The 21,990-nt window shown below is 46.0% G+C and carries 22 protein-coding genes and 1 riboswitch; of the genes, 14 read left to right on the top strand and 8 right to left on the bottom strand.

Translation table 11 applies throughout. The annotated features are described in order from the left end of the window. The first annotated feature begins 6 nt into the window (after positions 1–6). Entirely contained in the window at positions 7–444 is a 438-nt protein-coding gene (locus TRQ7_RS09400) for a CBS domain-containing protein (RefSeq protein WP_015920055.1), read from the top strand. Next, entirely contained in the window at positions 441–1,658 is a 1,218-nt protein-coding gene (locus TRQ7_RS09395; RefSeq protein WP_012311384.1) for an amidohydrolase, read from the top strand. Before TRQ7_RS09400 ends, TRQ7_RS09395 begins: the two co-directional genes overlap by 4 nt. Here TRQ7_RS09395 and TRQ7_RS09390 read toward each other — a convergent pair. Further along, positions 1,649–2,002: a PadR family transcriptional regulator gene (locus tag TRQ7_RS09390; protein ID WP_012311383.1), complete on the bottom strand. Its 354-nt coding sequence runs from the start codon at positions 2,000–2,002 to the stop codon at positions 1,649–1,651. The two genes, TRQ7_RS09395 and TRQ7_RS09390, sit on opposite strands and share 10 nt — an antisense overlap. Continuing rightward, positions 1,999–2,733 (bottom strand): methyltransferase domain-containing protein, encoded by a 735-nt coding sequence (locus TRQ7_RS09385; protein WP_012311382.1) that lies wholly within the window; start codon positions 2,731–2,733, stop codon positions 1,999–2,001. Before TRQ7_RS09385 ends, TRQ7_RS09390 begins: the two co-directional genes overlap by 4 nt. Positions 2,734–2,836: 103 nt before the next feature. Here TRQ7_RS09385 and panD point away from each other — a divergent pair, with 103 nt between their 5' ends. The 6 genes from panD to TRQ7_RS09355 all read left to right on the top strand — a co-directional run bounded on the left by panD (position 2,837) and on the right by TRQ7_RS09355 (position 9,021). Beyond that, a complete protein-coding gene (gene panD / locus TRQ7_RS09380; RefSeq protein ID WP_012311381.1) occupies positions 2,837–3,181 on the top strand; it encodes an aspartate 1-decarboxylase in 345 nt (114 codons plus the stop codon). 5 nt (positions 3,182–3,186) lie between these two features. Beyond that, positions 3,187–4,101: an RluA family pseudouridine synthase gene (locus tag TRQ7_RS09375; RefSeq protein WP_012311380.1), complete on the top strand. Its 915-nt coding sequence runs from the start codon at positions 3,187–3,189 to the stop codon at positions 4,099–4,101. After that, the gene (locus TRQ7_RS09370) at positions 4,077–5,309 is read left to right on the top strand and encodes a hypothetical protein (protein ID WP_041844517.1); all 1,233 of its coding nucleotides are present in this window, start codon (positions 4,077–4,079) and stop codon (positions 5,307–5,309) included. Before TRQ7_RS09375 ends, TRQ7_RS09370 begins: the two co-directional genes overlap by 25 nt. Further along, complete coding sequence (locus TRQ7_RS09365; protein WP_236681718.1) at positions 5,299–6,552, top strand: DUF5693 family protein; 1,254 nt, start codon at positions 5,299–5,301, stop codon at positions 6,550–6,552. Before TRQ7_RS09370 ends, TRQ7_RS09365 begins: the two co-directional genes overlap by 11 nt. A gap of 184 nt (positions 6,553–6,736) precedes the next feature. Continuing rightward, positions 6,737–8,056 (top strand): type I glutamate--ammonia ligase, encoded by a 1,320-nt coding sequence (glnA, locus tag TRQ7_RS09360; RefSeq protein WP_041844516.1) that lies wholly within the window; start codon positions 6,737–6,739, stop codon positions 8,054–8,056. Next, positions 7,996–9,021 (top strand): hypothetical protein, encoded by a 1,026-nt coding sequence (locus TRQ7_RS09355; RefSeq protein WP_144399139.1) that lies wholly within the window; start codon positions 7,996–7,998, stop codon positions 9,019–9,021. Before glnA ends, TRQ7_RS09355 begins: the two co-directional genes overlap by 61 nt. On the opposite strand, the gene TRQ7_RS09350 is transcribed toward TRQ7_RS09355, so the two are convergent. The 3 genes from TRQ7_RS09350 to TRQ7_RS09340 form a co-directional block, all read right to left on the bottom strand. Continuing rightward, positions 9,018–9,854, bottom strand: coding sequence for a hypothetical protein (locus tag TRQ7_RS09350; protein ID WP_236681717.1), 837 nt, complete (start codon positions 9,852–9,854; stop codon positions 9,018–9,020). The two genes, TRQ7_RS09355 and TRQ7_RS09350, sit on opposite strands and share 4 nt — an antisense overlap. Before the next feature lie 4 nt (positions 9,855–9,858). Then, on the bottom strand, positions 9,859–11,130 hold the full coding sequence (locus TRQ7_RS09345) for a PhoPQ-activated protein PqaA family protein (RefSeq protein WP_041844514.1): 1,272 nt from the start codon (positions 11,128–11,130) through the stop codon (positions 9,859–9,861). Positions 11,131–11,386: 256 nt separating this feature from the next. Beyond that, the gene (locus TRQ7_RS09340) at positions 11,387–12,136 is read right to left on the bottom strand and encodes a DUF429 domain-containing protein (RefSeq protein WP_236681716.1); all 750 of its coding nucleotides are present in this window, start codon (positions 12,134–12,136) and stop codon (positions 11,387–11,389) included. Between the two features lie 29 nt (positions 12,137–12,165). Here TRQ7_RS09340 and TRQ7_RS09335 point away from each other — a divergent pair, with 29 nt between their 5' ends. Genes TRQ7_RS09335 through TRQ7_RS09325 form a run of 3 tightly spaced genes read left to right on the top strand, consistent with a single transcriptional unit; the run spans position 12,166 to position 14,184 of the window. Next, positions 12,166–12,873, top strand: coding sequence for a radical SAM protein (locus TRQ7_RS09335; RefSeq protein WP_012311372.1), 708 nt, complete (start codon positions 12,166–12,168; stop codon positions 12,871–12,873). A gap of 31 nt (positions 12,874–12,904) precedes the next feature. After that, a complete protein-coding gene (locus TRQ7_RS09330; protein ID WP_012896679.1) occupies positions 12,905–13,468 on the top strand; it encodes a LemA family protein in 564 nt (187 codons plus the stop codon). Further along, positions 13,468–14,184 (top strand): TPM domain-containing protein, encoded by a 717-nt coding sequence (locus TRQ7_RS09325; RefSeq protein WP_012311370.1) that lies wholly within the window; start codon positions 13,468–13,470, stop codon positions 14,182–14,184. Before TRQ7_RS09330 ends, TRQ7_RS09325 begins: the two co-directional genes overlap by 1 nt. Here TRQ7_RS09325 and TRQ7_RS09320 read toward each other — a convergent pair. From TRQ7_RS09320 to TRQ7_RS09310, 3 genes are all read right to left on the bottom strand, one after another. Continuing rightward, the gene (locus TRQ7_RS09320; protein WP_041844512.1) at positions 14,170–15,675 is read right to left on the bottom strand and encodes a DNA mismatch repair protein MutS; all 1,506 of its coding nucleotides are present in this window, start codon (positions 15,673–15,675) and stop codon (positions 14,170–14,172) included. The two genes, TRQ7_RS09325 and TRQ7_RS09320, sit on opposite strands and share 15 nt — an antisense overlap. Continuing rightward, positions 15,672–17,117: a DNA mismatch repair protein MutS gene (locus TRQ7_RS09315; protein WP_236681715.1), complete on the bottom strand. Its 1,446-nt coding sequence runs from the start codon at positions 17,115–17,117 to the stop codon at positions 15,672–15,674. Before TRQ7_RS09315 ends, TRQ7_RS09320 begins: the two co-directional genes overlap by 4 nt. Before the next feature lie 112 nt (positions 17,118–17,229). After that, a riboswitch (Fluoride riboswitch) is annotated at positions 17,230–17,293 on the bottom strand. 21 nt (positions 17,294–17,314) lie between these two features. Then, positions 17,315–18,961, bottom strand: a complete 1,647-nt coding sequence (locus TRQ7_RS09310) for a M3 family oligoendopeptidase (RefSeq protein ID WP_041844511.1) — start codon at positions 18,959–18,961, stop codon at positions 17,315–17,317. Between the two features lie 138 nt (positions 18,962–19,099). Between TRQ7_RS09310 and larC the strand changes: the two genes are divergently transcribed. The 3 genes from larC to larE are packed head-to-tail and all read left to right on the top strand — an operon-like array spanning position 19,100 to position 21,844. Then, positions 19,100–20,293 (top strand): nickel pincer cofactor biosynthesis protein LarC, encoded by a 1,194-nt coding sequence (gene larC / locus TRQ7_RS09305; RefSeq protein WP_041844510.1) that lies wholly within the window; start codon positions 19,100–19,102, stop codon positions 20,291–20,293. Beyond that, positions 20,286–21,041 carry a nickel pincer cofactor biosynthesis protein LarB gene (larB, locus tag TRQ7_RS09300; RefSeq protein ID WP_041844509.1) on the top strand — a complete coding sequence of 252 codons (756 nt, stop codon included), beginning with the start codon at positions 20,286–20,288 and terminating at the stop codon, positions 21,039–21,041. Before larC ends, larB begins: the two co-directional genes overlap by 8 nt. After that, complete coding sequence (gene larE, locus TRQ7_RS09295; protein ID WP_041844508.1) at positions 21,038–21,844, top strand: ATP-dependent sacrificial sulfur transferase LarE; 807 nt, start codon at positions 21,038–21,040, stop codon at positions 21,842–21,844. The genes larB and larE overlap by 4 nt, the downstream gene beginning before the upstream one ends. Positions 21,845–21,990 lie beyond the last annotated feature (146 nt).

Below are 21,990 nucleotides of genomic sequence, written 5' to 3'. Positions count from 1 at the left end.
GATACCATGAAAGTGAAAGACGTGTGCAGATTGATCTCTCTGAATCCAACGATCGTGGAAGAAGATGATCCCATAGAGGAAGTTGTCGATAAAATACTGGAAGATCCCATCACAAGAACCGTATACGTTGTAAGGGATGGAAAACTCGTTGGTATGATACCGGTTCTTCATCTTCTGAAGGTAACAGGGTTTCACTTCTTCGGATTCATTCCGAAAGAGGAACTTGTTCGCTCTTCCATGAAAAAACTGGTAGCAAAGAGCGCATCCGAGATAATGGTACCTCCTGTGTACGTTCATCCGGACACACCGGTGGAGGAAGCCCTGAAAATGATGATCGACAACAACATACAGGAAATGCCTGTTCTGAACGAAGAAGGTGAAATAATAGGAGATCTCAACTCCCTCGAGATTCTCCTTGCTCTGTGGAAGGAGAGAAAAGAATGATCCTGGGAAACTGCCTCATACTGAAGGATTTTTCTTCTGAACCGTTCTTTGGCGCCGTTGAAATAGAATCGGGGATCATAAAGCGGGTGATTCAGGGAAAGACAAAGGTCGACGTGGACCTTTCTGGAAAGATGATCATGCCCGCCCTTTTCAACACGCACACGCACGCTCCAATGACCCTTCTGAGAGGGGTGGCAGAAGATCTCAGTTTTGAAGACTGGTTGTTTTCCAGGGTCCTTCCTTTGGAGGACAGACTGACAGAAAAGATGATCTACTACGGCACGATTCTTGCACAGATGGAGATGGCAAGGCATGGAACAGCGGGCTTTGTCGACATGTACTTTCACGAAGAATGGGTTGCAAAGGCAGTCAGAGACTTCGGAATGAGAGCACTTCTCACACGTGGCCTTGTCGACGATCATGGAGACGACGGAGGGCGTCTCGATGAAAACTTAAAGCTCTACCGTGAGTGGAACGGATTCGACGGAAGGATCCTGGTCGGTTTCGGTCCACATTCACCGTATCTGTGTTCAAAGGAGTACCTAAAAAGGATCTTCGATGTTGCAAAATCCTTGGATGCCCCCATAACCATCCATCTTTACGAAACGTCGAAGGAAAACTACGATCTTTCAGAGTTACTGGAGCTGGGCATGAAGAACGTGAAAACGATAGCTGCCCACTGCGTTTACCTTCCAGAGGAACACTTTCGTTCGCTGAAGGATCTGCCTTTCTTTGTCTCGCACAATCCTGCCAGCAATCTGAAACTCGGAAACGGCATCGCTTCTGTCTGGAAGATGATAGAACGTGGTGTGAAAGTCACGCTCGGAACGGATGGATCCGCGAGCAACAACTCTCTGAACCTCTTCTTCGAGATGAGAGTTGCCAGTCTCCTTCAGAAAATGGAAGATCCACGCAGGATGGATGTTGAAACGTGTCTGAAGATGGTAACGATCAATGGGGCGAGGGCGATGGGTTTCAAGAGTGGAAAACTGGAAGAAGGATGGAACGCAGACCTTGTGGTGATCGATCTGGAACTTCCAGAGATGTTTCCCTCCAGGCACATCAAGAGTCATCTCGTCCATGCCTTTTCCGGAAACGTCTTTGCCACCATGGTGGCAGGAAGGTGGATCTACTACGATGGAAAATACCCAACCATAGACGAGAATGAAGTGAAAAGAGAGTTGAAGAGAATCGAAAAAGAACTCTACTCTTGAAGCGCTTTCTTTATCCTCCTTTCGAGCATCTCTATTCTTTCTTTCATCTCCTCCAGGTTTTTCAAGGTTTCCCTCAAATACATCTTTCCCCGCGGTGTGATCCTGTACACCTTCCTGGGAGGGCTCACCGACGTGTCCCATTCGGTCTGGACAAGACCGCCCTCTTCAAGACTTGCCAGCACGCGGTAGATGTTTCCCATGTGGCCGATACCGGGTACCTCTATTCCGAAATCCGAAAGTTTCTCCGCGAGTTCATACCCATGTGAGGGTTCTTCTGCTATGAGCAAAAGGAGAACGCTGGCCAGCCACCATCCGTGAATTCCTCTTCCACCTCGAAACCTCATCTTTCTATCTCCTTTCTTGCAACACACCAGAGCCTTCGACTGTAATCGGATACCGGAGTTTTGTTCAAAAGGTCGTCGTAAAAAGAAAATATGAAATCTGCTTCTCTCAAAGCGCTTGCTATCTCTTTGATTTTATAGCCTCTTTCTCTGTGTATCTCATCGAACCTTTCCCAAAGGTTTCCCTCTTTTCTCTCAAAAACCGTCACGTAGAAAGTGGCAATGGAATCTTCCAGATCGAACTCTATATCCTGAACTTCAAAAACGTTCGAACTGTCCTGCTGGATGTACACAGGACCTTCCTGACTCGCCATGAACAGACCGTATATGGTGTTCATGTCGAAAAGAAAGTGCCCACCCGGTTTCAGAGCGTTCCACACCCCTTTGAACGTTCTCTTCAGATCATCATAATCAAGAAGATAGTTCAAACTGTCGAACCAGCACGTGACTATGTCGAATTCTTCCTGAAAGCTCAGGTCCCTCATGTCCATCTTCAGGAAAACTACGGGCACGTTTTCTCTCTCTGCCCTCTCCACAGCGAATTTGAGCATCTCAGGTGACAGATCCACTCCCACCACTTCGAAACCCTGCTTTGCGATCTCCACAGCGAACGTTCCCTCTCCACATGCCACATCCAGCACCTTTTTTCCAGAAATGTGGAAGTTTTCAAGAATCCTGGTGAAGTTCTTAGCGATCCTCCTTGAAAACATCGTGTAGGGTCCTTCGTGAAACACACGGGCAAATCTCCCGTAGATGCCTCTCTCCTCCTTTAAACGGCGTTCTATGCAAAATCATAACACAAAACCGCATGGTAAAATCTTTCGGGAGGGTGAGACGATGTTGAACATATATTTGAAGTCGAAAATCCACATGGCAACGGTAACAGGAAAAAAGCTGTTCTACGAGGGAAGTATAGAGATAGATGAAGAGTTGATGGAAAGGGCCGGTATCAGCGAAGGAGAGATGGTACTGGTTGTGAACGTCAACAACGCAGAAAGGTTTGTAACGTATGTCATAAAAGGAAAGAGGGGAAGCCGGGAGATAAATCTGAACGGAGCGGCGGCAAGGCTTGCCGAAGAGGGGGACAGGGTGATCATCATGGCCTTCACTCTGAGCGAGACACCCGTGAAGTCCAAAACGATAATTTTGAACGACAAAAACGAGATCGTTCAGGAGAAATGAGAAACATGAGAATAGATGTGACGAGAGAAAACTTCTACAGAAGACTGGACAAGTTTTTGAGAAACACGCTGAAAGATTTTCCCCTTTCCACCATCTACAAACTCATAAGGAAAGGGAAGGTGTACGTCAACGGAAAACGGGTGAGGGATCCTGGATTCGATCTGGAGGAAGGAGACACCGTTGAGATCAAATACGTGAATCTGGAAAACCTCCCCAAAAGATCCGATAAAAAAGATCTCACTCCAGTCCCCATGAAACTCGATATAATTCACGAAAACGACAACTACCTTGTCCTGAACAAACCGGCGGGAATTGCCATACATCCTGGAAAAGGTGTGCACGTAGCCACACTGATAGAAGGACTGCTGTATTATGGGCAGGAGCAGGGATTTGAACCTTTTCTTGTCCACAGGCTGGACAAAGACACTTCCGGCCTCCTGATTGTGGCAAAAAACAGAGAAGCCGCAAGGGTTCTCACAGAGATGTTCAGGGGAAGAAACATGGAAAAAGAGTACATCGCACTCGTAAAGGGAGTACCCGAAAACAATCTGAAGATCACTATTCCACTGGACGGTCAGGAAGCGGTCTCTGAGATCGTTTCGGTGAAACCCCTGAAGAACGTTTCCCTCCTCAGAGTGAAAATCCACACCGGAAGAAAGCACCAGATAAGAAGACACCTCTCACAGATAGGATTTCCCGTCGTGGGAGATGACACCTACGGCGACAGACAGTTCAACAGAGAATTCAGAAGAAAGTACGCCCTGAAAAGGCATTTTCTTCACAGCTATCGCATGAGATTTTTTGATCCCTGGGCTGAAGAGGAAAAAGACTTCAAGGCACCTCTCACAGAAGACCTTCTGAACGTTTTGACGCTTCTGGAAGAGAGGAGTGATGAATGGTTAGAGGAGTTTCTTTCCTGATACTTCTTTTCCTTCAGTTCCTTGTGTTCCCAATGGAAGTTCTTTTCAACGAATACAACCGCACGGGGATTATTTCTTCTTCGAAGAAGGCCTTCCCTTTCGAAACAGTGAGGGACATGGAACCGTTCAGTGCCTCTTTCGAGACGATCTACATGCCACCGGATGTTCGGGGTATCACACTGGATCTTCCTGAAAGCACCGTTCTTGTTCTGGACAACGGAGTGACGATCGGTACCGATACAGGTGACATCCGTGTACCAGAGGATGTATTCAACGATCTTCTAAGCAGCACCGATTGCACGTTTGTTTATGATGTCTTTCCCGTTGAGGTTTTTTCGCTGGACAGAATCGTTGTGAAAGGGCCTATCACCAGAGAAAAACTATCTTATTATCTTTCCTTCTTCTTCGATGAATTCGAGGTACCCGGAAGAACAGAAGGTACGATCGATGTCACGCCGAAACCTCCAGAAGTAAAGTATTCGAAGATAGATCATCCTCTCGTCGGAACGGTTGTTTTCCTGAAGGTGACGGACGATTCTTCCTTCACCGTTTTCTGGAACGGAAAGCCTGGTGGCCTGACGTTCCATACTTCAGAGTCCACCAGAGTGGTCGTCGAGGTGAAAGATTCACTGGGTAAGACCACGAAGCTTTCACTCACCACATCTTCTGCTTCTTACGAAGTAAAAACGTTTCAGTCTTTTCTCGAATTCGGTGAGACTCTCTTTTTGCCTTCTTACGTTGACTGGTACGATCCTGTAACCGGTCGAAAGATCAACACTTTCACTCCGAAGTTTCCCGGCACTTACCACCTCATCGGCCACGACAGAAACGGCAACTTCATGAGGTTGAAGGTTCAGGTGAAGGACACCTCCCCACCCGTCATTGTCTCACCCGAGGTGGTAAAAGATGCTTCCTCTTTCACCGTGAGGGTCTACTGCGACGGAAAAAAAGTAAAAGAGATCCCCACTGGTCACCACACTGTGTTCTTAGAAGCCGTGGACAACTTTGGAAACGCAAGCAGCGCTTTTTTTGTGACAGACCTTCCGCACATCGTAAAGGTCTCCGAACGGCCTGTTCTGATATACTTCGGCCCGAAAAGAAAGATAGAACTTGGGGGTCTTTCGATAAAGGGAAACGTGGTCTTTGGATGGACGAAGGACCACTGTGAGGTGAGAATAAGTGGAGAGATTTTCAAGATTGAAAAGTAGACTTTATCTCATGTTCCTGTTGAGTTCCATCGTTTTTCTTGCGATCTTTCTCCCCAAAAGAATAGCGTCGGACAAAGAGGGAATACGATTTTCCTTTCTTTTCGACGACATGATCGACGGAAGACGAGTGGTTCTTTTTGATCTTTCCAGTGAAAAAGAGATACCAGAGAGTGCAGAAATCGTGATTTTGAAGGGAGAACCCACCTTCTGGACACCAGAGATCCTTGCAGAAAAACTCAGGGGAAAGTTGGTTGGAATCGTGGAGTTTGATCCATCGTACGACTTTGCAAGAAAAGTTGCCCTCTTGAAGGGTGACGGGTTTTTCTTTCGCATTCACACGGTGAAACCTGAAGAAGTAGAAAAACTCAACCTGGACGAAGATGCACTTTTTCACAGGTACAGAAGGGCAGTTCTGGAAAGAAGTGTGGAGGTACTCTGGATAAGAGACATCGCCTGGAAAGATTCACTCGTTAGAAGACTTTCTGAGTACTTCAAAGGAAACGTGGTACCGTTTCCTGCTCTCTCTGAACCGGCACCTTCTTTTCCACGATGGATCTTTCTGATTCCACCGCTTCTTCTGGTCGTCTCTTACAACCCACTTTTTCTGATCGTCGCTGTTGTCCTCTTTTTCTCAAAGGAATGGTTCGCATCCCTTCTTTTTTCACTGGGAACGCTGACGGCTTATTTTGTTACAGAAAGAAAGTGGCTGAAGGTGTTGAACATCTTCCTTCTTTCTCTTTCCTTATCTCTTGGTCTCAGTGATTTCTACCACCTCAACGGAATACTGGAGTTTCGCGGTGTGAAACTTTCTCTTGTTCTTCTTCCTGGTTTTCTCTTTCTCAAAGGTCTGTGGAAAAACAGAAAGAACTGGAAAAAATACCTCCCTCTTCTCTTGTTTGCCGTTCCGGTAGGTTTTTACTACATCGTGCGTTCCGGTAACACAGGATGGGTTTTGGGACTGGAAAGAAAGATCAGAGACTGGATCGAAAGTGCTCTTGTGGTCCGGCCTCGTTTCAAGGAGATCATCTGTTACCCTTTCTTCTGGCTGGGAGGGTTCAGAGAGTACGATTTTCTCAGGGAAAGTTTTGGAAGTATAGCCCTTGTGTCCATGTTCAACACCTTCTGTCACATCAAAACACCCGTTCTGGTATCGATCTACAGGAGTTTTCTTGGAATCGCCATAGGTTATGCCGTATTCTTCTTCCTGAAGAGAATCTTAAACCACCTCTTAACTTCTAAATAATCACCAATTCACAAACCACTGATATATTCTAGGCATAAAGATGCAAAATAACAAACACCTCTGTCCCCGGGGACAGAATGGGATGTTGCTTTTTCAAGTTCTGATCTTCACTCTCTTTGGTCCTGCGTGTCAGGGATGATAATTATACCATGGATATCATCCACATTCAAGAGGAGGTGTTTCCATGACGATCGAGGAAATCAAGAAGATCATCGAGAAGGAGAACGTCCGCTTCATCAGACTCCAGTTCACCGACATCAACGGAATCTTAAAGAACGTGGAGATAACCCCAGAAATTTTCCTCGATTCCTGGGAAGAAGGGATCATGTTCGACGGATCTTCCATCGAAGGCTTTGTGAGAATCGAAGAATCCGATATGTACCTCAAACCCGTCCTCGATACCTTCGCCGTTCTTCCATGGACGGTCGACGGTGCAAAGAGCGCCAGAGTCATCTGTGATGTCTATACCCCAGACGGCAAACCTTTCGAAGGCGATCCAAGATATCGACTCAAGAGGATGATGGAAAAAGCAAAAGAACTCGGATACACACCGTACGCAGGTCCTGAGATGGAGTTCTTCATCCTCCCCACCAACGAAAAGGGAGAACCCATTCCTGAATTCCTCGACCACGGAGGTTACTTCGATCTTCTTCCTCTGAGCAAAGCCGAAGAGATAAGAAGAGACGTTGCCATCGCCCTTGAGAAGATGGGAGTGATCGTTGAAGCCACGCACCATGAAGTCGCTCCCTCCCAGCACGAAGTTGATTTCAGATACGATACCTTCCTGAAAACCGCCGACAACGCCCAGACCGTGAAACTCGTAATCAAGACCATGGCCATCTTCCACGGCTACTATGCAACCTTCATGCCCAAGCCCTTCTTCGGTGTGAACGGATCTGGTATGCACGTCCATATGAGCCTTTTCAAGGGTGACCAGAACGCCTTCTACGATCCGAACAAACCCCTTGAACTCTCCGATGATCTCAGATACTTCGTTGGAGGTATTCTGAAACACGCGAGGGCACTCGCTGCCGTTACCAACCCAACGGTGAACAGTTACAAGAGGCTCGTTCCGGGGTACGAAGCACCCGTTTACATCACATGGTCCGTTGGAAACAGAAGTGCTCTCATCAGGATACCGAAGGCAAGGGGAAAGGCTACAAGACTGGAGTACAGATCTCCCGATCCGTCCTGTAACATCTACCTGGCATTCGCCGCCATCCTCGCTGCCGGACTCGACGGTATCGTCAACAAGATAGAACCACCAAAACCCGTCGAGGAAAACATCTACCACATGACACCAGAAAGAAGGGAAGAACTGAACATAGGCTCTCTACCTGGAACGTTGAAGGAAGCGATCGATGAACTCAAGAAGGACGATGTTATAATAGATGCGTTGGGAGAACACATATTCGAAAAGTTCGTGGAGGCTGCCGAGAAGGATTGGAAAGAGTACAGCACCTACGTTACAAACTGGGAGTTGCAGCGCTACTTGTATCTCTGATCGCAATCGCCTGTGCTGGAATCCTCGAAACGAAGAGGATCGCTCTTAGTATGAATCCCATGAGAGGAACGATCAACGAGGGTGTCATCACCCTCGTTGATTCTTTAAAAAGAGAGATCGTATCCATAGATTCCAACTCAAAAAGTATCGTAGCCAGATTCACAGGTTTTTCTTATCCAGTCTGGGGAATGTACGTTGAAGGAAAGTGGTACGTCACCGACATGTTCGAAGGAAAATTCATAGAAATCTCCTCAGAAAACAGAAGACGAGAGATCACTCTGGGTGGAGATCCCACCACTTTTCTCTACCACAACGGCATCTTCTACATCTCTCTCTTTTCCCAGGGAATCCTTGTGGGAGTGGACAGAAAGACTTTCAGGGTGGTGGAAAGGTACCGCACGGGAGTTCCCAGCACCTACTTTGTTCCTACAAAAAAGGGGATTGCCTACCTCTGTTACTGGAAAGATGACGATGAACCCGATGTGATCTACCTTCACCGTGGAAGCATGGACTTTGTTCATCTGGGACTTACCCGCCCTCTACGTTACATAGAAGGAGCAAGCGGTGATTACGTCCTTGATTACAGAAACGGCTGGCTTGTGAAACTGGTCAATGGAAGCGTTGTCTGGAAAAGAAACCTTCCAGATTTTGCCTATGGTGTTTCTTTCTATGGTTCTGATCTGGCAGTTGCCAGCCTGGTTTCTCCCGTTGTTTCTGTCGTTGACAGAGACGGAAATGTGAGACAGATCAGCGTGCCACACCCTGTTCTTTACCTCGAGGAGATAGGAAACTACCTGGTGGCACTCTCCGTGGAGGCAGAGGAGATATACCTGATAAAAAACGACAGAGTGGTACAAACAGTGAAGACAGGCAAATACCCCCTGAAGATCTTCAAAATCTCAGAAAGAGAGTTCGCCGTTCTCTGTACCGATTCCGGTGAACTGATCTTCTACACGGTTTACTAATCCTTTTCCAGAGTTACCAGATTCACCAAAAGGTTGTAGGAAAACCACACATCGTCCAGTTCAAAAAACTGAGGCTTTTTCGTCTTTGCATCTTGATACACCATGATTCCTTCTTTGTACGGAATGATTGAGATGATCTTTTTGTAAGGAATCTTGTAGCTCCTTGTTTGTCCAACGAAATACAGATTTTTGTTTGTGAAGACGAGAACACCTTCATCGACGTGGGTTAACTCTGTTTTTTCAACAGGATTTCCTTTGAAACCTCCCACCCTGTAGTAAACACCAAGTGCGATCCTCACACTGAAACCTGAATATCCTCCCACGTATTCTCTGCGTTTCCTCATCTCGTAGTTTCCTACTTTTTGGAAGACCCACACAGGCACCTCTGACTTTCCAAGGATTACTGGAACATCTCCGTTGAAACACTCTATCTCCCCGTGCATCACCCTTCTCAGAAGTCTTCCCTTTACGAACTTCGTGTACGAATCTTTTCCAACCAGCTTGTCCACAGAAAGCCCCGTTTCTTTTATGAAACGAACCAGTTTTTCTTCCTCCACTTCATCCAGGTTGCCATCGTCCAGAAAGTGATCTACCATTTTTTCCCAGACCGTCGTGAGGACATCTTCCACATCTTTTTCTGTTCTGAAATGACTCTGGGCTATCTCAAGAAGTTGATTTCTGAGAAAATGGAAGTTTCCTGTTGTGAAAGACTTCTCAGCAAGATCCAGCATCTTTTTCCACCCTTCTTTGTAAATCATTTCACACGCTTTGTGCTTCGTTCTTAAAAAACCAGCAGGCTTTCCACAGTATTTGCATTTGCCCAAGCTTTTCACCTCGCTATTCAACCACAATCTTGCTGCAAACTTTCATTCTCAAACCACCAATATCAAGAACAACCCTCAAAAAATAGGCTTGATAAAAACCTTCCGGTTTCTCGGGAGGTACTCCGATCAATGAATCGCCATTTTCTTCAACACTTTTCCTGAACCACACCGCCTCTCTGAAATCTCTGCTCTTCGATCTTGCAAACCACAGTTCTGCATCCACTATTTCCGGTTCTTTCTCAACGAAAATCTTTCCATTGTCGTAATGGAATTCAACTTTGGGCAAATTCGGATAGAGTTTGAAGAACGAAGAGACCGTTTCTACGATCTCTTTGATGTTTTTCAGGCTGTGTCTGTCGTTTGGAGAGTAGAAAAGGAAGGTCTCACCTGGCAAGTCGTCCACGTAGAGATTTGCCGAATCGACCGTCCAGTACTCGTCATTCGTGCCGAGCACAAGAACCTTGGGAAGATCAAGCCTCAACCTCATAGCGTACGGATCGACTATCTCGAGAAGTTCCTTCCCCTGTTCATTTTCTATCAGATCTAAGAGTCCTCTTTCCCGATAATCCTTCAGCTTTTCACTGTAAGTGCCGTAGTACTCCTTTTGATGAAGAAGTTGCGCCTCTATGTTCAGATTGTCGTACACCATGGGAGCGATGGCAAAGACCCGTGGATCGAAAATCGCTGCAAGGTACGTAGTCCATCCTCTCTTTGAAGCACCAGAAACCATGAAACCCTTTATTTCAAAGCCTTTCTTTTCCAGAAAGTCCTGTGCCGTGTCCATGGCCTTTATCACACCGTAGGTCATGGGAACAAGGAGCGGAAGGTATGGATCGGGTTTTTCAAGGTACATTCTGAACGTCTCTGCAATCAACGCATCTTCTCTGAGGCCAAAGATCGGTTGATTGGGAACATCTCCCACAACCACGAAGGGAGACTCGAACATTCTCGCCACCCACAGATACTCCAGGACGTCCTCCAGAAACGACCTGTAGTAACCTTCGTTTTCCTCTTTCCTGCTCCCACCTGTTATCAGCAGGAATGCTCGATCTTTGTATCGTAGATTGGATGGAAGAATGATACCCATCCTGTGAAACCACTGAATCTCCTGCCATTTCATTCCATAGGATTTGAGAACGTATATTTCCTCACCCTCCTGGGTAGTGGTTGAGATCTTCGTTTCGTAAAGAGAAGTTCCTCTTTCTCGAGTGAGAACGTCCAGAGGATGCACGGCGAAGATCGTGGCGGTGAGAATCAGCATTATCAAACTTGTCGCTTTTTTCATACTTTCCCTCCTCATCAGGAGAATTTCATGTGTTCAGGGTCCTTGAATTCATCAACGCTGGCTTTTTTATTTTCCAACCTCTCTAATCCGCTACTTCCACACGGGCACGCTTTTGTGGATTTTCATCACGATGAGGTTGAATAATCTTTCGCAGATACCTGGAAGTTTCTCCCTTAGCGTTTTTCCTGCTTCACCTTCTGAAACCCTATCTCTTTTGAAGAGAGGTAAAGGCTCTGATGGTGATTTTTTTCATCCTTTAATATCCTACCAGACTCTGAAGCAAAACGCTGGGAAAACGTGAGGGAGACACGGTAGACAGAAAGTTCCATCTTCCATTGATGATCTTTGGGATTTTTATGCTCATCGGAAGACCGTAGCGATCGTTCGGTGGGTTTTCGGGGATCGTCTCCAGTGAGAACTGTCCGGAGAGGGCAAGTACCAGAGCGTCGAGAAGGTCGTGAAGGGCAACTTTCAGTCTTTCTTCAGTCTTTTTCAGTTCTTTCACATCGAGTGTGAGGAATCTCCTCAGAACATCTATTCTCTGCTTAATTCCTTCTTCTGTGTGTTTTGAGGCAAGAAGTCTTCCAGAAAGCCTCAAAAAGCAAAGCTCTGGATGAGATTCTCTGATCACACTGACCAGTGAAGGATTTTCTCTCAAGAAGAGATCCACTTCCCTCACTTTTTCCACGATGTTCCAGAACTGAACAGAAAATCCCTTTCCCTGCTTTTTCCTGTTGATCATCAGAGCGTCCTCATAGGTTTTCTGATAAACCGCTTCTCTGACAGGCACGGTGAACACACATCCTGCTCGCTTTGAAAGGATCTTCCGCGCAAGTTTGTCACACACTCTTTCACCGGTCTCCGGAAGCCCGATGGGAATGTCCACAAGCACAGGAAATCCCGGGAACAAGAAACGTTCCATGAGACCTATCTCCAAAACTTTGCGTTCTTCGACCAGTGCATACACCCATCCTCTTCGGGTACCATCCACGCCGGCCGTGATCATCGTGTACATTATAAACCGGAGGGAATATCATGGGATTCGATCCGGTTGAAAGGTCAAAGAAGATAGAAAACCTTGTTATGAAAGACGGAAGGAGAAAATACTACAGGTTCAGGTACTCTCTGTACTACAGCGGGATCGTAACGGCAGACTCTGTTGGGTGTAACCTGCTCTGTGCTTACTGCTGGAACTACTTCAAGAACATGAGGTCAGAGAAGGTAGGAGACTTTTTCTCACCGGAAGAGGTGGCAGAAAAACTCGTGGAGATCTCAAGAAAAAGAAGATGCGATCTTTTCAGGATCAGCGGCGCAGAGCCGATTCTTGGAAGAAAATCGGCAGAACACACAAAAGAAGTGATGAAACTCGTGAAAGGAACGTTCATCCTGGAGACAAACGGCATTTTGTTTGGCTACGATCCATCACTGGTGGATCTTTTCACTGACTTTGATGTTCTTGTGAGAGTGAATGTGAAGGGCTGGGACGAAGAAAACTTTGAACGAATAACCGGCGCGGATGGGTGGTATTTCCACTATCAGCTGAAAGCCCTGGAGAACCTGTATGGAAAGGTGCGCTTCTGGGTTGCCGTAATGTACGATCTATTCGGCGAAGAAGGACTGAGTGAACTCAAAAAGAAACTTCCCGTTCCTTGCAGGATAGAGAAGGAGTATCTGGAAGCCTATCCCTTCGTTGTGGAGAATTTGAGAAAGAGGGGTGTTGTACCGAAAAATAAAATTCCATGATAACATGTTAAAAGTGGAAGGAGGGATTTCTGTGAAAAAGGGCCTCATCGTTCTGATAATTGTTCTGATCGTAGTGGTCATCATCATCGGCACCACGATAGGATACTACAACTACCTTGTTTCGCTGGAACAGGAAGTGAAGGAAAAGTACAGCCAGATTCAGAACCAGCTTCAAAGGAGAGCAGATCTCATACCCAACCTCGTGGAAACGGTGAAGGGATATGCTGCACACGAGAAAGAGATTCTCGAAGAGATAGCGAATGCAAGAGCGAAACTGATAGGTGCAAGAACACCACAGGAGAGCGCCCAGGCTGATGCAGAACTTTCTTCTGCCCTCTCAAGACTTCTTGCCATAGCGGAGAACTATCCCAATCTCAAGGCCGACGCGAACTTTCGCCAGCTCATGGATGAACTCGCCGGAACGGAAAACAGGATTGCAGTCGCTCGAAGAGACTACAACGAAGCAGTGAAAAGGTACAACACCGCTATAAAGAGGTTCCCCGGTGTGATCTTTGCAAGGATGTTTGGGTTCGAAGAGAAACAGTACTTCGAAGCAAAAGCCGGAGCAGAGCAGGTGCCAGAGGTGAAGTTCTGATGAGAAAAATTCTTTTTTTGATCCTCATTGCTTTGTTTGTTCTCTCGTTTTCCGTTGAGTTTCCAGACCCCACTCCGTACAAGTATGTGAACGACTACGTGGGTGTGCTGGATTCGGAGACGGTGGAAAAGATCGTTGCCGTTGGAAAAGAACTGGAGAAAAAAACGACGGCTCAGGTTGTTGTGGTGGTGGTTCCTTCTCTTTCTGGTCTCACGGTGGAAGAATACGCGAACCGGCTTTTCAGGGAATGGGGAATAGGTCAGAAGGAGAAGAACAACGGAGTACTTCTTCTTGTTGCTATGCAAGACAGAAAAGTGAGAATAGAGGTGGGTTATGGTCTGGAAGGAGCCATACCGGATGGAAAGGCAGGAAGAATCCTCGATGAATACGTGATTCCTTATTTCAAAGAGGGAGAGTACGACAAGGGTATCTACTACGGTTATCTGGCGATTGCCAGGGAAGTGGCCAGAGAGTACGGGGTGGAGATCACAGGAACCTCCGATCTTCCCGAAAGAGGAACGGACATCAGTGGTCTTTCTATCGTTATCATCGTCATAGCGTTCATCATCTTCTCTTCCATCATGGGAAGGGGAAGATACTGGTACAGAGGACCCAGGTTTCCGGGTGGGTTCGGTGGACCCAGAGGTGGATCAGGTGGATCCGGGGGATTTGGAGGAGGATCCTCCGGAGGTGGTGGTGCATCAAGAGGATGGTGAAGTTGAAGTTGATGATCTGAACACTTTGAGGTATATATCCTTCGCATGACTTGTCTGCGAAGGCAGGCCTTCTTTGATCTTGAAGGTTCTTTCACCGGTAGGTTTCCTTTCTGCTTGTAGAAACATCACTCTTTCATCTCCTGTAAAACGGCGGGCCAGTTCGTACATGTGTGTTACGTAAAAAACTTTAACACGGCTGTCCAGTAGAGCTCGAACAATCTGGTAGGCCACTTCGGAACCCTCCATTTCATTCGTAGATGAGAAGGACTCGTTGAATAGCACCATAGACCTTCTATGCAGATGAAGGACTATCTCATTCATTCTGACAAGTTCTTCTTCAAATTTTCCTCTCTTCAAGCTTGGATCTTCCTCTCTTTTAAAGTGCGTAAAAATTCCTTTGCAAACGTTCGATTCAAAGTACGACGCCGGAACGAACATACCAGCTTGCATCATCAGCTGAGCTTGCCCTATACTTCTCAGGAAAGTGGTCTTCCCACCGCGATTCGCTCCCATGATGAAAAAAACTCTTTTACCACGCGTGTTCAGATCGTTACTTATCACTCTATTTCTCTTTATTAGAAGCAAACTAAGATCGTAAAGCCCTCTGAAGGCGGTTACATCGTCCTCATCAATTGGTTTGGGATCGGGAAAACTTATCTTCGATTTTTCTACATCTTCCAGCAAGTTGAGACAACCAACATAGAAAGCCAGTTCTTCTCGAATTTTGTTCAAAAATTTTTCTACATGCTCTGCCGCGTAGTAAACTGTGGCTGCTACCCTGCGAAGTCCCAAATTGGTCAACTTCTCCAGTGCTCGTGCTCCACTTTCATCTCTTGGATGTAATTTATAAGAATACATTCGTCTCACACTGAGTAGTCTTTTCAGGATGCTTCTTGAAGAGTCAGGCTGGCAGAGGGTGTAATCTTTTCCCTCGTTACCTTTTCCGAGTTTTACTTTGAACAACATACCGTTTGAAAATCTCAAATTAATGAGATGCTTCTCCACAGTTTGTAAGTAGGCTTCATCCAGTTCCGTCCTTATCATCTCGAAAAACCTTGTGAAGCCTCGAGAATGAAAATTGTGACGATGTTCATCTGCCAACTTTTTAAGCTCTCTGAGCGCTACCAGCATGGCTTCTAAAGCTTTTCTGGAGCCGTTCAGGACATTGATAGGAGTTTTCCATCCAAAAACCCCCCACCAATTTTTCTTCTTGTTTTCTTGAACCTCCAGCGGTATCTGAAACAACCGCCTTACGACGTTCTGGTTTTTCATACAATCTTTGAGAATTTCCTGGCGGTACTTTATCGTCTCCAGATCGGTTTCTGGATTCAGAATGACATTTCTCACAACACTATACAGGTAACCATCTCCCTTTGCCATGTGATCGAATATCACATCTAAACCGAGATCTCTTGTCAAATCATCTGCATTGAAAGGCAACTCTCTTTTCAAATTGAAATCCTTGTCTGGGTACATCAAAAGTACTCTCATGGTTCAACACGCTCCCTTATTTTCCAATATGTGAGACCATACTTTTCCGCCAGCGAAACAGCGTACGATCGTCCATCAGCCGGTTTTCTGATGATTTTGAAAGTTCTCACAGCTGGATCCTGAGGGGAGACAGTTGCGACCATGCTCACAATTTTCTCATTCATTCTGGATAGTTCATCAAGGAAGGTAACCCATACACACAAGCAATCACGTTCCAAAATAGTTTTCATAATTTCTTTGCTCAAAAACAGAGCATCACTCAGTGCAGCCGAAGAAAAAATCTCATTCAATATGATCAAACTTTCGGAGGAAGTGCTTTCGAGGATGTCTTTTACACGGAGGATGTCGTTTTCTAGTTTGCTCATTTGATCCTGCACCCTTTCCTCTCTTTCGAAATGAGTGAAGATAGCGTCGGGTAAAAACAAACGCGCTCGTCTCGCGGGAATGGGAAGTCCCAGGGCGGCAAGATAATGAAGTTGACCAATCATCCTTGCGAAGGTTGTTTTACCACCCTGGTTCGGTCCTGTCACGACGATCACCCTCTCTGGGTTTTCAAGATAAAAATCATTGAAAACAAGCTGCCTGGTATCCAGCAAACCACTGGCTAGTGCTATGTCGAAAGCGTCTTCCACGTATTCGCTTTTATCAGAAGACACCTCAGGATAGCAGAAAGGTAATCCCTTTTTTCTCAGAGGTTCCATGAAATCCAAGTACGAGAGATAAAACTGTATTTCCCTCTCAAAGTTCAGAATAACTTTATCAGTAAAACGCCCGTTTCTTTCGCAAAAAAGGTCAAGTGTTATAAAGGGCTCTGGATACAATCTCGATACGAACTCCAGAATCCTTGCTTCAATATGGCTCATCCCCAGCCCCTCTTCAATATCGAATTGAAACTCGTCCGCGCATTTCTCGCGGTTGAATCTTGAGAACACCTTCTCTATCTCCGGGGAGTATTCTTTTTCTCCTTCGTAGGGTTTCACCGTGAACATGCCGGGTTTTATAATGATACAGTAGTTTACATTTGAGAGCTTCAGTTTCACATTTTGAGCCTCTTCTTTAAGAGAAACGAAGGAAGAAGAACGAACGTAGCTTTTCAGGTACTCTCGAAATTTTCTCAGTCCAGAGGATTGGAGTTTAGCAGTGTTCATAGCGCGTGACAGTTCGGATACCGCATCGCAATATATCAGGACTGTCTCCAGGAACCATCCTTTTCTGTTGTACTCGTACTCCAGTTGCTCTACCATTTTCATATGTCGATGAAACGATGCCATATCTTTTGCGAACTTCCTGATGGCTTCCAGCAATTTTTCGTTGTTTTCCAAATCTTTCATCACTTCCTGGCGGTACCTTACGGTTTTCTCATCCTGAACAGGTGAGAGGTAATACTCTAAAATATCATTCCGTTCCTGAACGATCTCTCGAACCACACGATCAAGTCTCAAGTCTCTTAGGGTTTCTTGGGAAACTTGAATGGTTCTCACGGAGTCCACAAAAAGAACGCTGGGAAGAATCACTTTCAATCCCTCCCACAAAAGAAAATGGCCTCTACTGATCAAGCCAGTAGAGGCCATCAGCCCTCTTCAGGGCAGTTTGGGCGGGCCTCATCGCCCGTTGGGTTATTGTTTTTTTCCAAACGTTATTATACCATCTCCAGCTTTTCAATTTCTTCTGCAACAAAATTCACTATTTCCCTCAAGTAGTCTCTGGAAAAGTCCAGCTTTATTCCTGCTGTTTCATAGGCCTTATCGATTGGAAGAGAGCATCCGACCCTCAGAAATTCGGTGTAATTTTTAAGAACCCTTTCTGAGTCTTCCAGATAGTTCCTGTAAATTGCAAGAGCACCGATCTGGGCTATTCCATACTCTATGTAATAGAACGGCACCTCGAAGATGTGAAGTTGAAAGAGCCATCTTGTTTTCTTTTCCTCATCCAGATTCGACCAGTTCACTCCTGGGTTGAACCTATCCATCAGGTAAGCAAAGTACTCGTCTCTTTCCTTTGGTGTGTGATCTGGGTTGGTGTAAATCCAGTGCTGGAAGGCGTCCACTATCGTGCACCACGGCAAAAAGTAAAGCGCTCCTTCGAGTTCTTCGATCTTTGCCTTCCTGAGATCTTCCTGGTCTTCGTAGAACTCATTCCAGTACTCCATGGAGATGAGTTCCATTGACATCGAAGCAAGTTCAGCGACTTCCATTCTGTGGGGTCTGTAAAACACAGGGAGGCTCAGTGTTTCAAACGAATGCATCGAGTGCCCCAGCTCATGAAAGATCGTTCTCACATCCCCTGGCTGTCCAACCGCGTTCATGAAGATGAAAGGAGCGCCCGTCTTTGGAAGTGTGTGGTTGTAGCCACCTGGAGCCTTTCCTTTTCTGTTTTCAAGGTCAAGGAGTCTTTTCTCTTTCATGAGGCGAAACCTTTCTGCAAAGAGAGGGTTCACTCTTTCCAGGGCCCGCTGTGTTTTTTCTACGAACTCGTCTATCGAAGAAAATGGCTTCAACACTTTACCATCCACATCCACCGCTGTGTCCCACGGCCTTACACTCTCAACACCGAGTTTTTTCTGTCTGAGTTTTGTTCTTTCCATCAGGTACGGAACCACTTCTTTCTCCACAGCAGAGTGAAACTCAAACAGATCCTCCGGTGCGTATTCGAATCTTCCCTTCAACCTGTGCATGTAGTCTCTGTAGTTGGAGAAGCCGGCGTTCAGAGCCTGCTGGTGTCTTATGTCCTTGAGTTCGTCGAAGAGTTCGTTAAGTTTTTCTCTCACTCTCCATATTCCTTCGTATCTTTTCCTCCAGGCAAGTTCTCTTGTGGACCTGTCGGGGTCCTTCAGATAGGCGGAGAGTTGCTGGAGGGTTTTCTTTTCTCCCTTGAATTCCACCTCGATGCTTCCAACGAGTGTTCCATAGTTTTTGGCCAGTATGCTCTCCTTCACCTGAAGAGGGATGTTCTCTTCCCTGAAGAGTTCCACGTCGTTTTTGAGGATCTTTATCATGTGCTCGTATCCAAGTGGTGCAAAACGTTCGTTTTCGACGATCTTTTCTTTGATCTTCTGTTCATAGGGTCTGAGTTTTGCAACGACCTCTTTCATAAACTCCTCGTAGGCTTTTGCGTACTCTTTGTTGTCTGCGTTCACAGTCATTCTGATGTAGAGCCAGGCGTGTTCCTCCTCCACCTGGTCGAAGAAATCCGTTACCCTGTTGACAAAATTTCTGAAGTCTTCAGAAGAAGAGATAGGAAACTTCAGAAGTTCGTTCACCAGAGGCTCAACGTCTTTCCACTGCATCCTCTACATCCCTCCCTCGCAGGCGTTCTATTAGTATTCTCACTCGAATTTCTTCGATGTGCTTCGTTTTAATTCAGATGTTACTTGGTTCGGAAAGGCAATTAGTATATACTCATTTCTAAAGGAGGGAGCAGAGAAATGGAGAAGATTCTCTACCTCGATCCGTTTTCCGGAATTGCCGGTGATATGTTCCTTGGGCTTCTTGTCGATCTGGGTGTTGATCCTGAGGAGCTCAAAAAACGCCTTTCAAAATTGGGCGTCGAGTTTGAATTGAGAATAAGGAAGGTCAACAAAAAGGGAATAACCGCAACGAAAGTGGACGTTGTCTTTCCAGGAAAAGAACACCACGAAGACCACATAGATCATGAACACCACGGAAGGCATCTTTCGGAGATAATGGAAATACTCAAAAGGCTCGATGATCCTGCAAAGGAAAAAGCAGCGAAGATGTTTGAAACCCTCGCCGAAGCGGAAAGCAAGGTTCATGGCCTTCCAAAAGAAAAGATTCATTTCCACGAAGTGGGGGCCATGGACGCGGTGATAGAGATCGCAGGAGCCGTGGTAGGGCTGGAACTCCTCGGTGTGGAAAGAGTCTTCTGCGGCGCCGTCAACACAGGAAGCGGTTTTGTGATGACAGAACACGGTAGATACCCGGTCCCAGCCCCGGCAACCGCCGAACTTCTGAAGGGAATACCGATCTACATGGATCAAAAGGTGCGGGCAGAACTCGTCACACCAACGGGAGCCGTGATCCTGAAAGAACTGGTCGACGAGTTCAAAACGCCTATTCTGAGAATAGAGAAGGTGGGATACGGGGCAGGGACAAGAGATCTTGAGATACCGAACGTTCTTCGAGGCTACCTTGGCTTTCTGGAAGGAAAAAGTGAAAGAGACATCCTCATAGAGACAAACGTGGACGATATGAATCCTCAACTTTTTGGATACCTCATGGAAAAACTGTTCGAAACGGGTGCAAAGGACGTTTTCTACACCCCCATATACATGAAGAAGAACCGCCCGGCTGTGAAAGTTTCTGTCCTGTGTTCTGAGGAAAAAAGAGACCAGATCCTGAAGGTTCTCTTCAAAGAAAGTACCAGTATAGGTGCAAGGATCCTACACCTCGAAAAGGTGGAAGCGCCTCGCAAGGTGATAACACTGGAGACAGAATACGGAAAGATCCCCGTGAAAGTGGCATATTTTGATTCTGAAGTCGTGAACGTCTCTCCAGAGTACGAAACCTGCAAAAAGATAGCACAGGAAAAAGGAGTGCCTCTCAAAGAGATATACAGCGCAGTCTACAGGAAGATATCGGAGGTTCAAGGAAATGTTTGAGAGCATCCTGAATGCCCTTTTAAAGGGTGAAATAGCGCTCGAGGAAGCAGAAAAGAAGATTCTGGAGACTTTCTATGAAAGAACTGATGAGTTGATGCTGGATCTGGAAAGAGAAAGACGGCAGGGCTTTCCTGAGGTCGTTTTTGCATCTGGAAAGACAACCAAGCACATAATCCTGGCCGTGGAAAAGTTCCTGGAGAAGAAGGGAATCGCTTTTGTTTCCCATCTGGACGAGGAAAAGAAAAAGGTGGTAAAGGACAGATTCAGAGAGTATGAAATAAAAGAAGCAGGCAGGCTTCTGGTTGTGAAGAAGGGAAATTTTCCAGAAAGACTGGATGGAACAGTGGGCGTAATAACTGCGGGGACTTCTGATGTTCCCTTCGCTGAAGAAACTTCTCTCATACTCGAAGAGCTCGGTGTCACAGTGAGGAAGGTTTATGACGCAGGTGTTGCAGGAATACACCGGTCTTTTTATGCGTTGAAACAGGTAAAAGATGCTGATCTCATCATGGTTTTCGCTGGAATGGAGGGAATTTTACCTTCTCTCGTAGCATCTCTGACGGATCTTCCCGTGATAGCAGTTCCCACACCCATCGGTTACGGACACGGTGGAGAGGGCACGGGAGCTCTTACAACGATGCTTCAGACGTGTGTTCCAGGCCTTCTTGTGGTGAACATAGGAAACACCGTCGGTGCTGCCGCAGCCGCCGTGAGGATTCTGAGAAGAATCGGGAGTGCAGAAAGATGAGCAAGATCAAAAAAATCATGGAGGTTTTGAGAGAGAAAAAGAAAGTCGTGGTGATGTTCTCAGGAGGAGTGGACAGTACACTCCTTGCAAAACTCACTTACGACGCACTGGGTGAAAACAGTGTAGCACTCACAATAGATTCCCCCGTCATTCCAAGAAGGGAAATAGAAGAGGCAAAAAGACTGGCAGGGCTCATCGGAATAAGACATGAATTCATCGAGTTGAACGAACTCAAAAGTAGACATCTCATAGAAAATCCTCCAGACAGGTGTTATCTGTGCAGAAAACTGAGAGACAGTGTTGTGAAAAACTGGGCAAAAGAACATGGATTCGAAGTGATAGCAGATGGGTTGAACTTCTCTGACCTTCAAGATTACAGACCGGGCGTGAAGGCTTCCACGGAAGATGGGATCTGGCATCCCTTTATAGAGTTCGAAGTGACAAAGGAGGAAATCAGGGATTTTTCCAGAAAACTGAGCCTTCCAACCTGGAACAAGCCTGCCATGGCTTGCCTGTGCTCCAGGTTTCCATACGGTTTTGGCCTGGACACGGAGAAGGTCAGAATGGTGGAGGCGGCAGAGAATTTTCTCAGAGATCTTGGTTTTGAGGAAGTGAGGGTGAGATTTTTCCCGTACAGATTAGCAGTGATAGAAGTAAAGAAGGAGAATATGAAGGTCTTCATGGAGAAAAGAGAGAAAATCGTCTCAAACCTTCGAAAAATAGGTTTTTCCTTTGTGACGCTGGATCTGGAAGGCCTGACAAGCGGCAAATTGAACAGAACCATCGAGGATGTTTCGAAATAATCTTTCGGTAACAACCAAGAAATGTTAGTTTACGATACTGTATTGTATAGAAATGTATTACTTCATTATCTACTTTAGATGATATAAAGAAACAAAGTGTAGGTATGTCAAAATTTGATTATTCAGAATATTAATTGATAGAATAT

The organism is Thermotoga sp. RQ7, from assembly GCF_000832145.1.
Taxonomy (GTDB): domain Bacteria; phylum Thermotogota; class Thermotogae; order Thermotogales; family Thermotogaceae; genus Thermotoga; species Thermotoga neapolitana.
Note: the sequence above shows the minus strand (reverse complement) of the source record. Positions and strands in the feature narration are given on the sequence as shown.

What these genes read in the sequence shown, in the direction of transcription:
- TRQ7_RS09400 (WP_015920055.1), top strand. Translation starts at nt 7, where the DNA reads ATGAAAGTGAAAGACGTGTGCAGATTGATCTCTCTGAATCCAACGATC.
- TRQ7_RS09395 (WP_012311384.1), top strand. Translation starts at nt 441, where the DNA reads ATGATCCTGGGAAACTGCCTCATACTGAAGGATTTTTCTTCTGAACCG.
- TRQ7_RS09390 (WP_012311383.1), bottom strand. Translation starts at nt 2,002, where the DNA reads ATGAGGTTTCGAGGTGGAAGAGGAATTCACGGATGGTGGCTGGCCAGC.
- panD (WP_012311381.1), top strand. Translation starts at nt 2,837, where the DNA reads ATGTTGAACATATATTTGAAGTCGAAAATCCACATGGCAACGGTAACA.
- TRQ7_RS09375 (WP_012311380.1), top strand. Translation starts at nt 3,187, where the DNA reads ATGAGAATAGATGTGACGAGAGAAAACTTCTACAGAAGACTGGACAAG.
- TRQ7_RS09370 (WP_041844517.1), top strand. Translation starts at nt 4,077, where the DNA reads ATGGTTAGAGGAGTTTCTTTCCTGATACTTCTTTTCCTTCAGTTCCTT.
- glnA (WP_041844516.1), top strand. Translation starts at nt 6,737, where the DNA reads ATGACGATCGAGGAAATCAAGAAGATCATCGAGAAGGAGAACGTCCGC.
- TRQ7_RS09345 (WP_041844514.1), bottom strand. Translation starts at nt 11,130, where the DNA reads ATGAAAAAAGCGACAAGTTTGATAATGCTGATTCTCACCGCCACGATC.
- TRQ7_RS09340 (WP_236681716.1), bottom strand. Translation starts at nt 12,136, where the DNA reads ATGATCACGGCCGGCGTGGATGGTACCCGAAGAGGATGGGTGTATGCA.
- TRQ7_RS09335 (WP_012311372.1), top strand. Translation starts at nt 12,166, where the DNA reads ATGGGATTCGATCCGGTTGAAAGGTCAAAGAAGATAGAAAACCTTGTT.
- TRQ7_RS09325 (WP_012311370.1), top strand. Translation starts at nt 13,468, where the DNA reads ATGAGAAAAATTCTTTTTTTGATCCTCATTGCTTTGTTTGTTCTCTCG.
- TRQ7_RS09320 (WP_041844512.1), bottom strand. Translation starts at nt 15,675, where the DNA reads ATGAGAGTACTTTTGATGTACCCAGACAAGGATTTCAATTTGAAAAGA.
- TRQ7_RS09310 (WP_041844511.1), bottom strand. Translation starts at nt 18,961, where the DNA reads ATGCAGTGGAAAGACGTTGAGCCTCTGGTGAACGAACTTCTGAAGTTT.
- larC (WP_041844510.1), top strand. Translation starts at nt 19,100, where the DNA reads ATGGAGAAGATTCTCTACCTCGATCCGTTTTCCGGAATTGCCGGTGAT.
- larB (WP_041844509.1), top strand. Translation starts at nt 20,286, where the DNA reads ATGTTTGAGAGCATCCTGAATGCCCTTTTAAAGGGTGAAATAGCGCTC.
- larE (WP_041844508.1), top strand. Translation starts at nt 21,038, where the DNA reads ATGAGCAAGATCAAAAAAATCATGGAGGTTTTGAGAGAGAAAAAGAAA.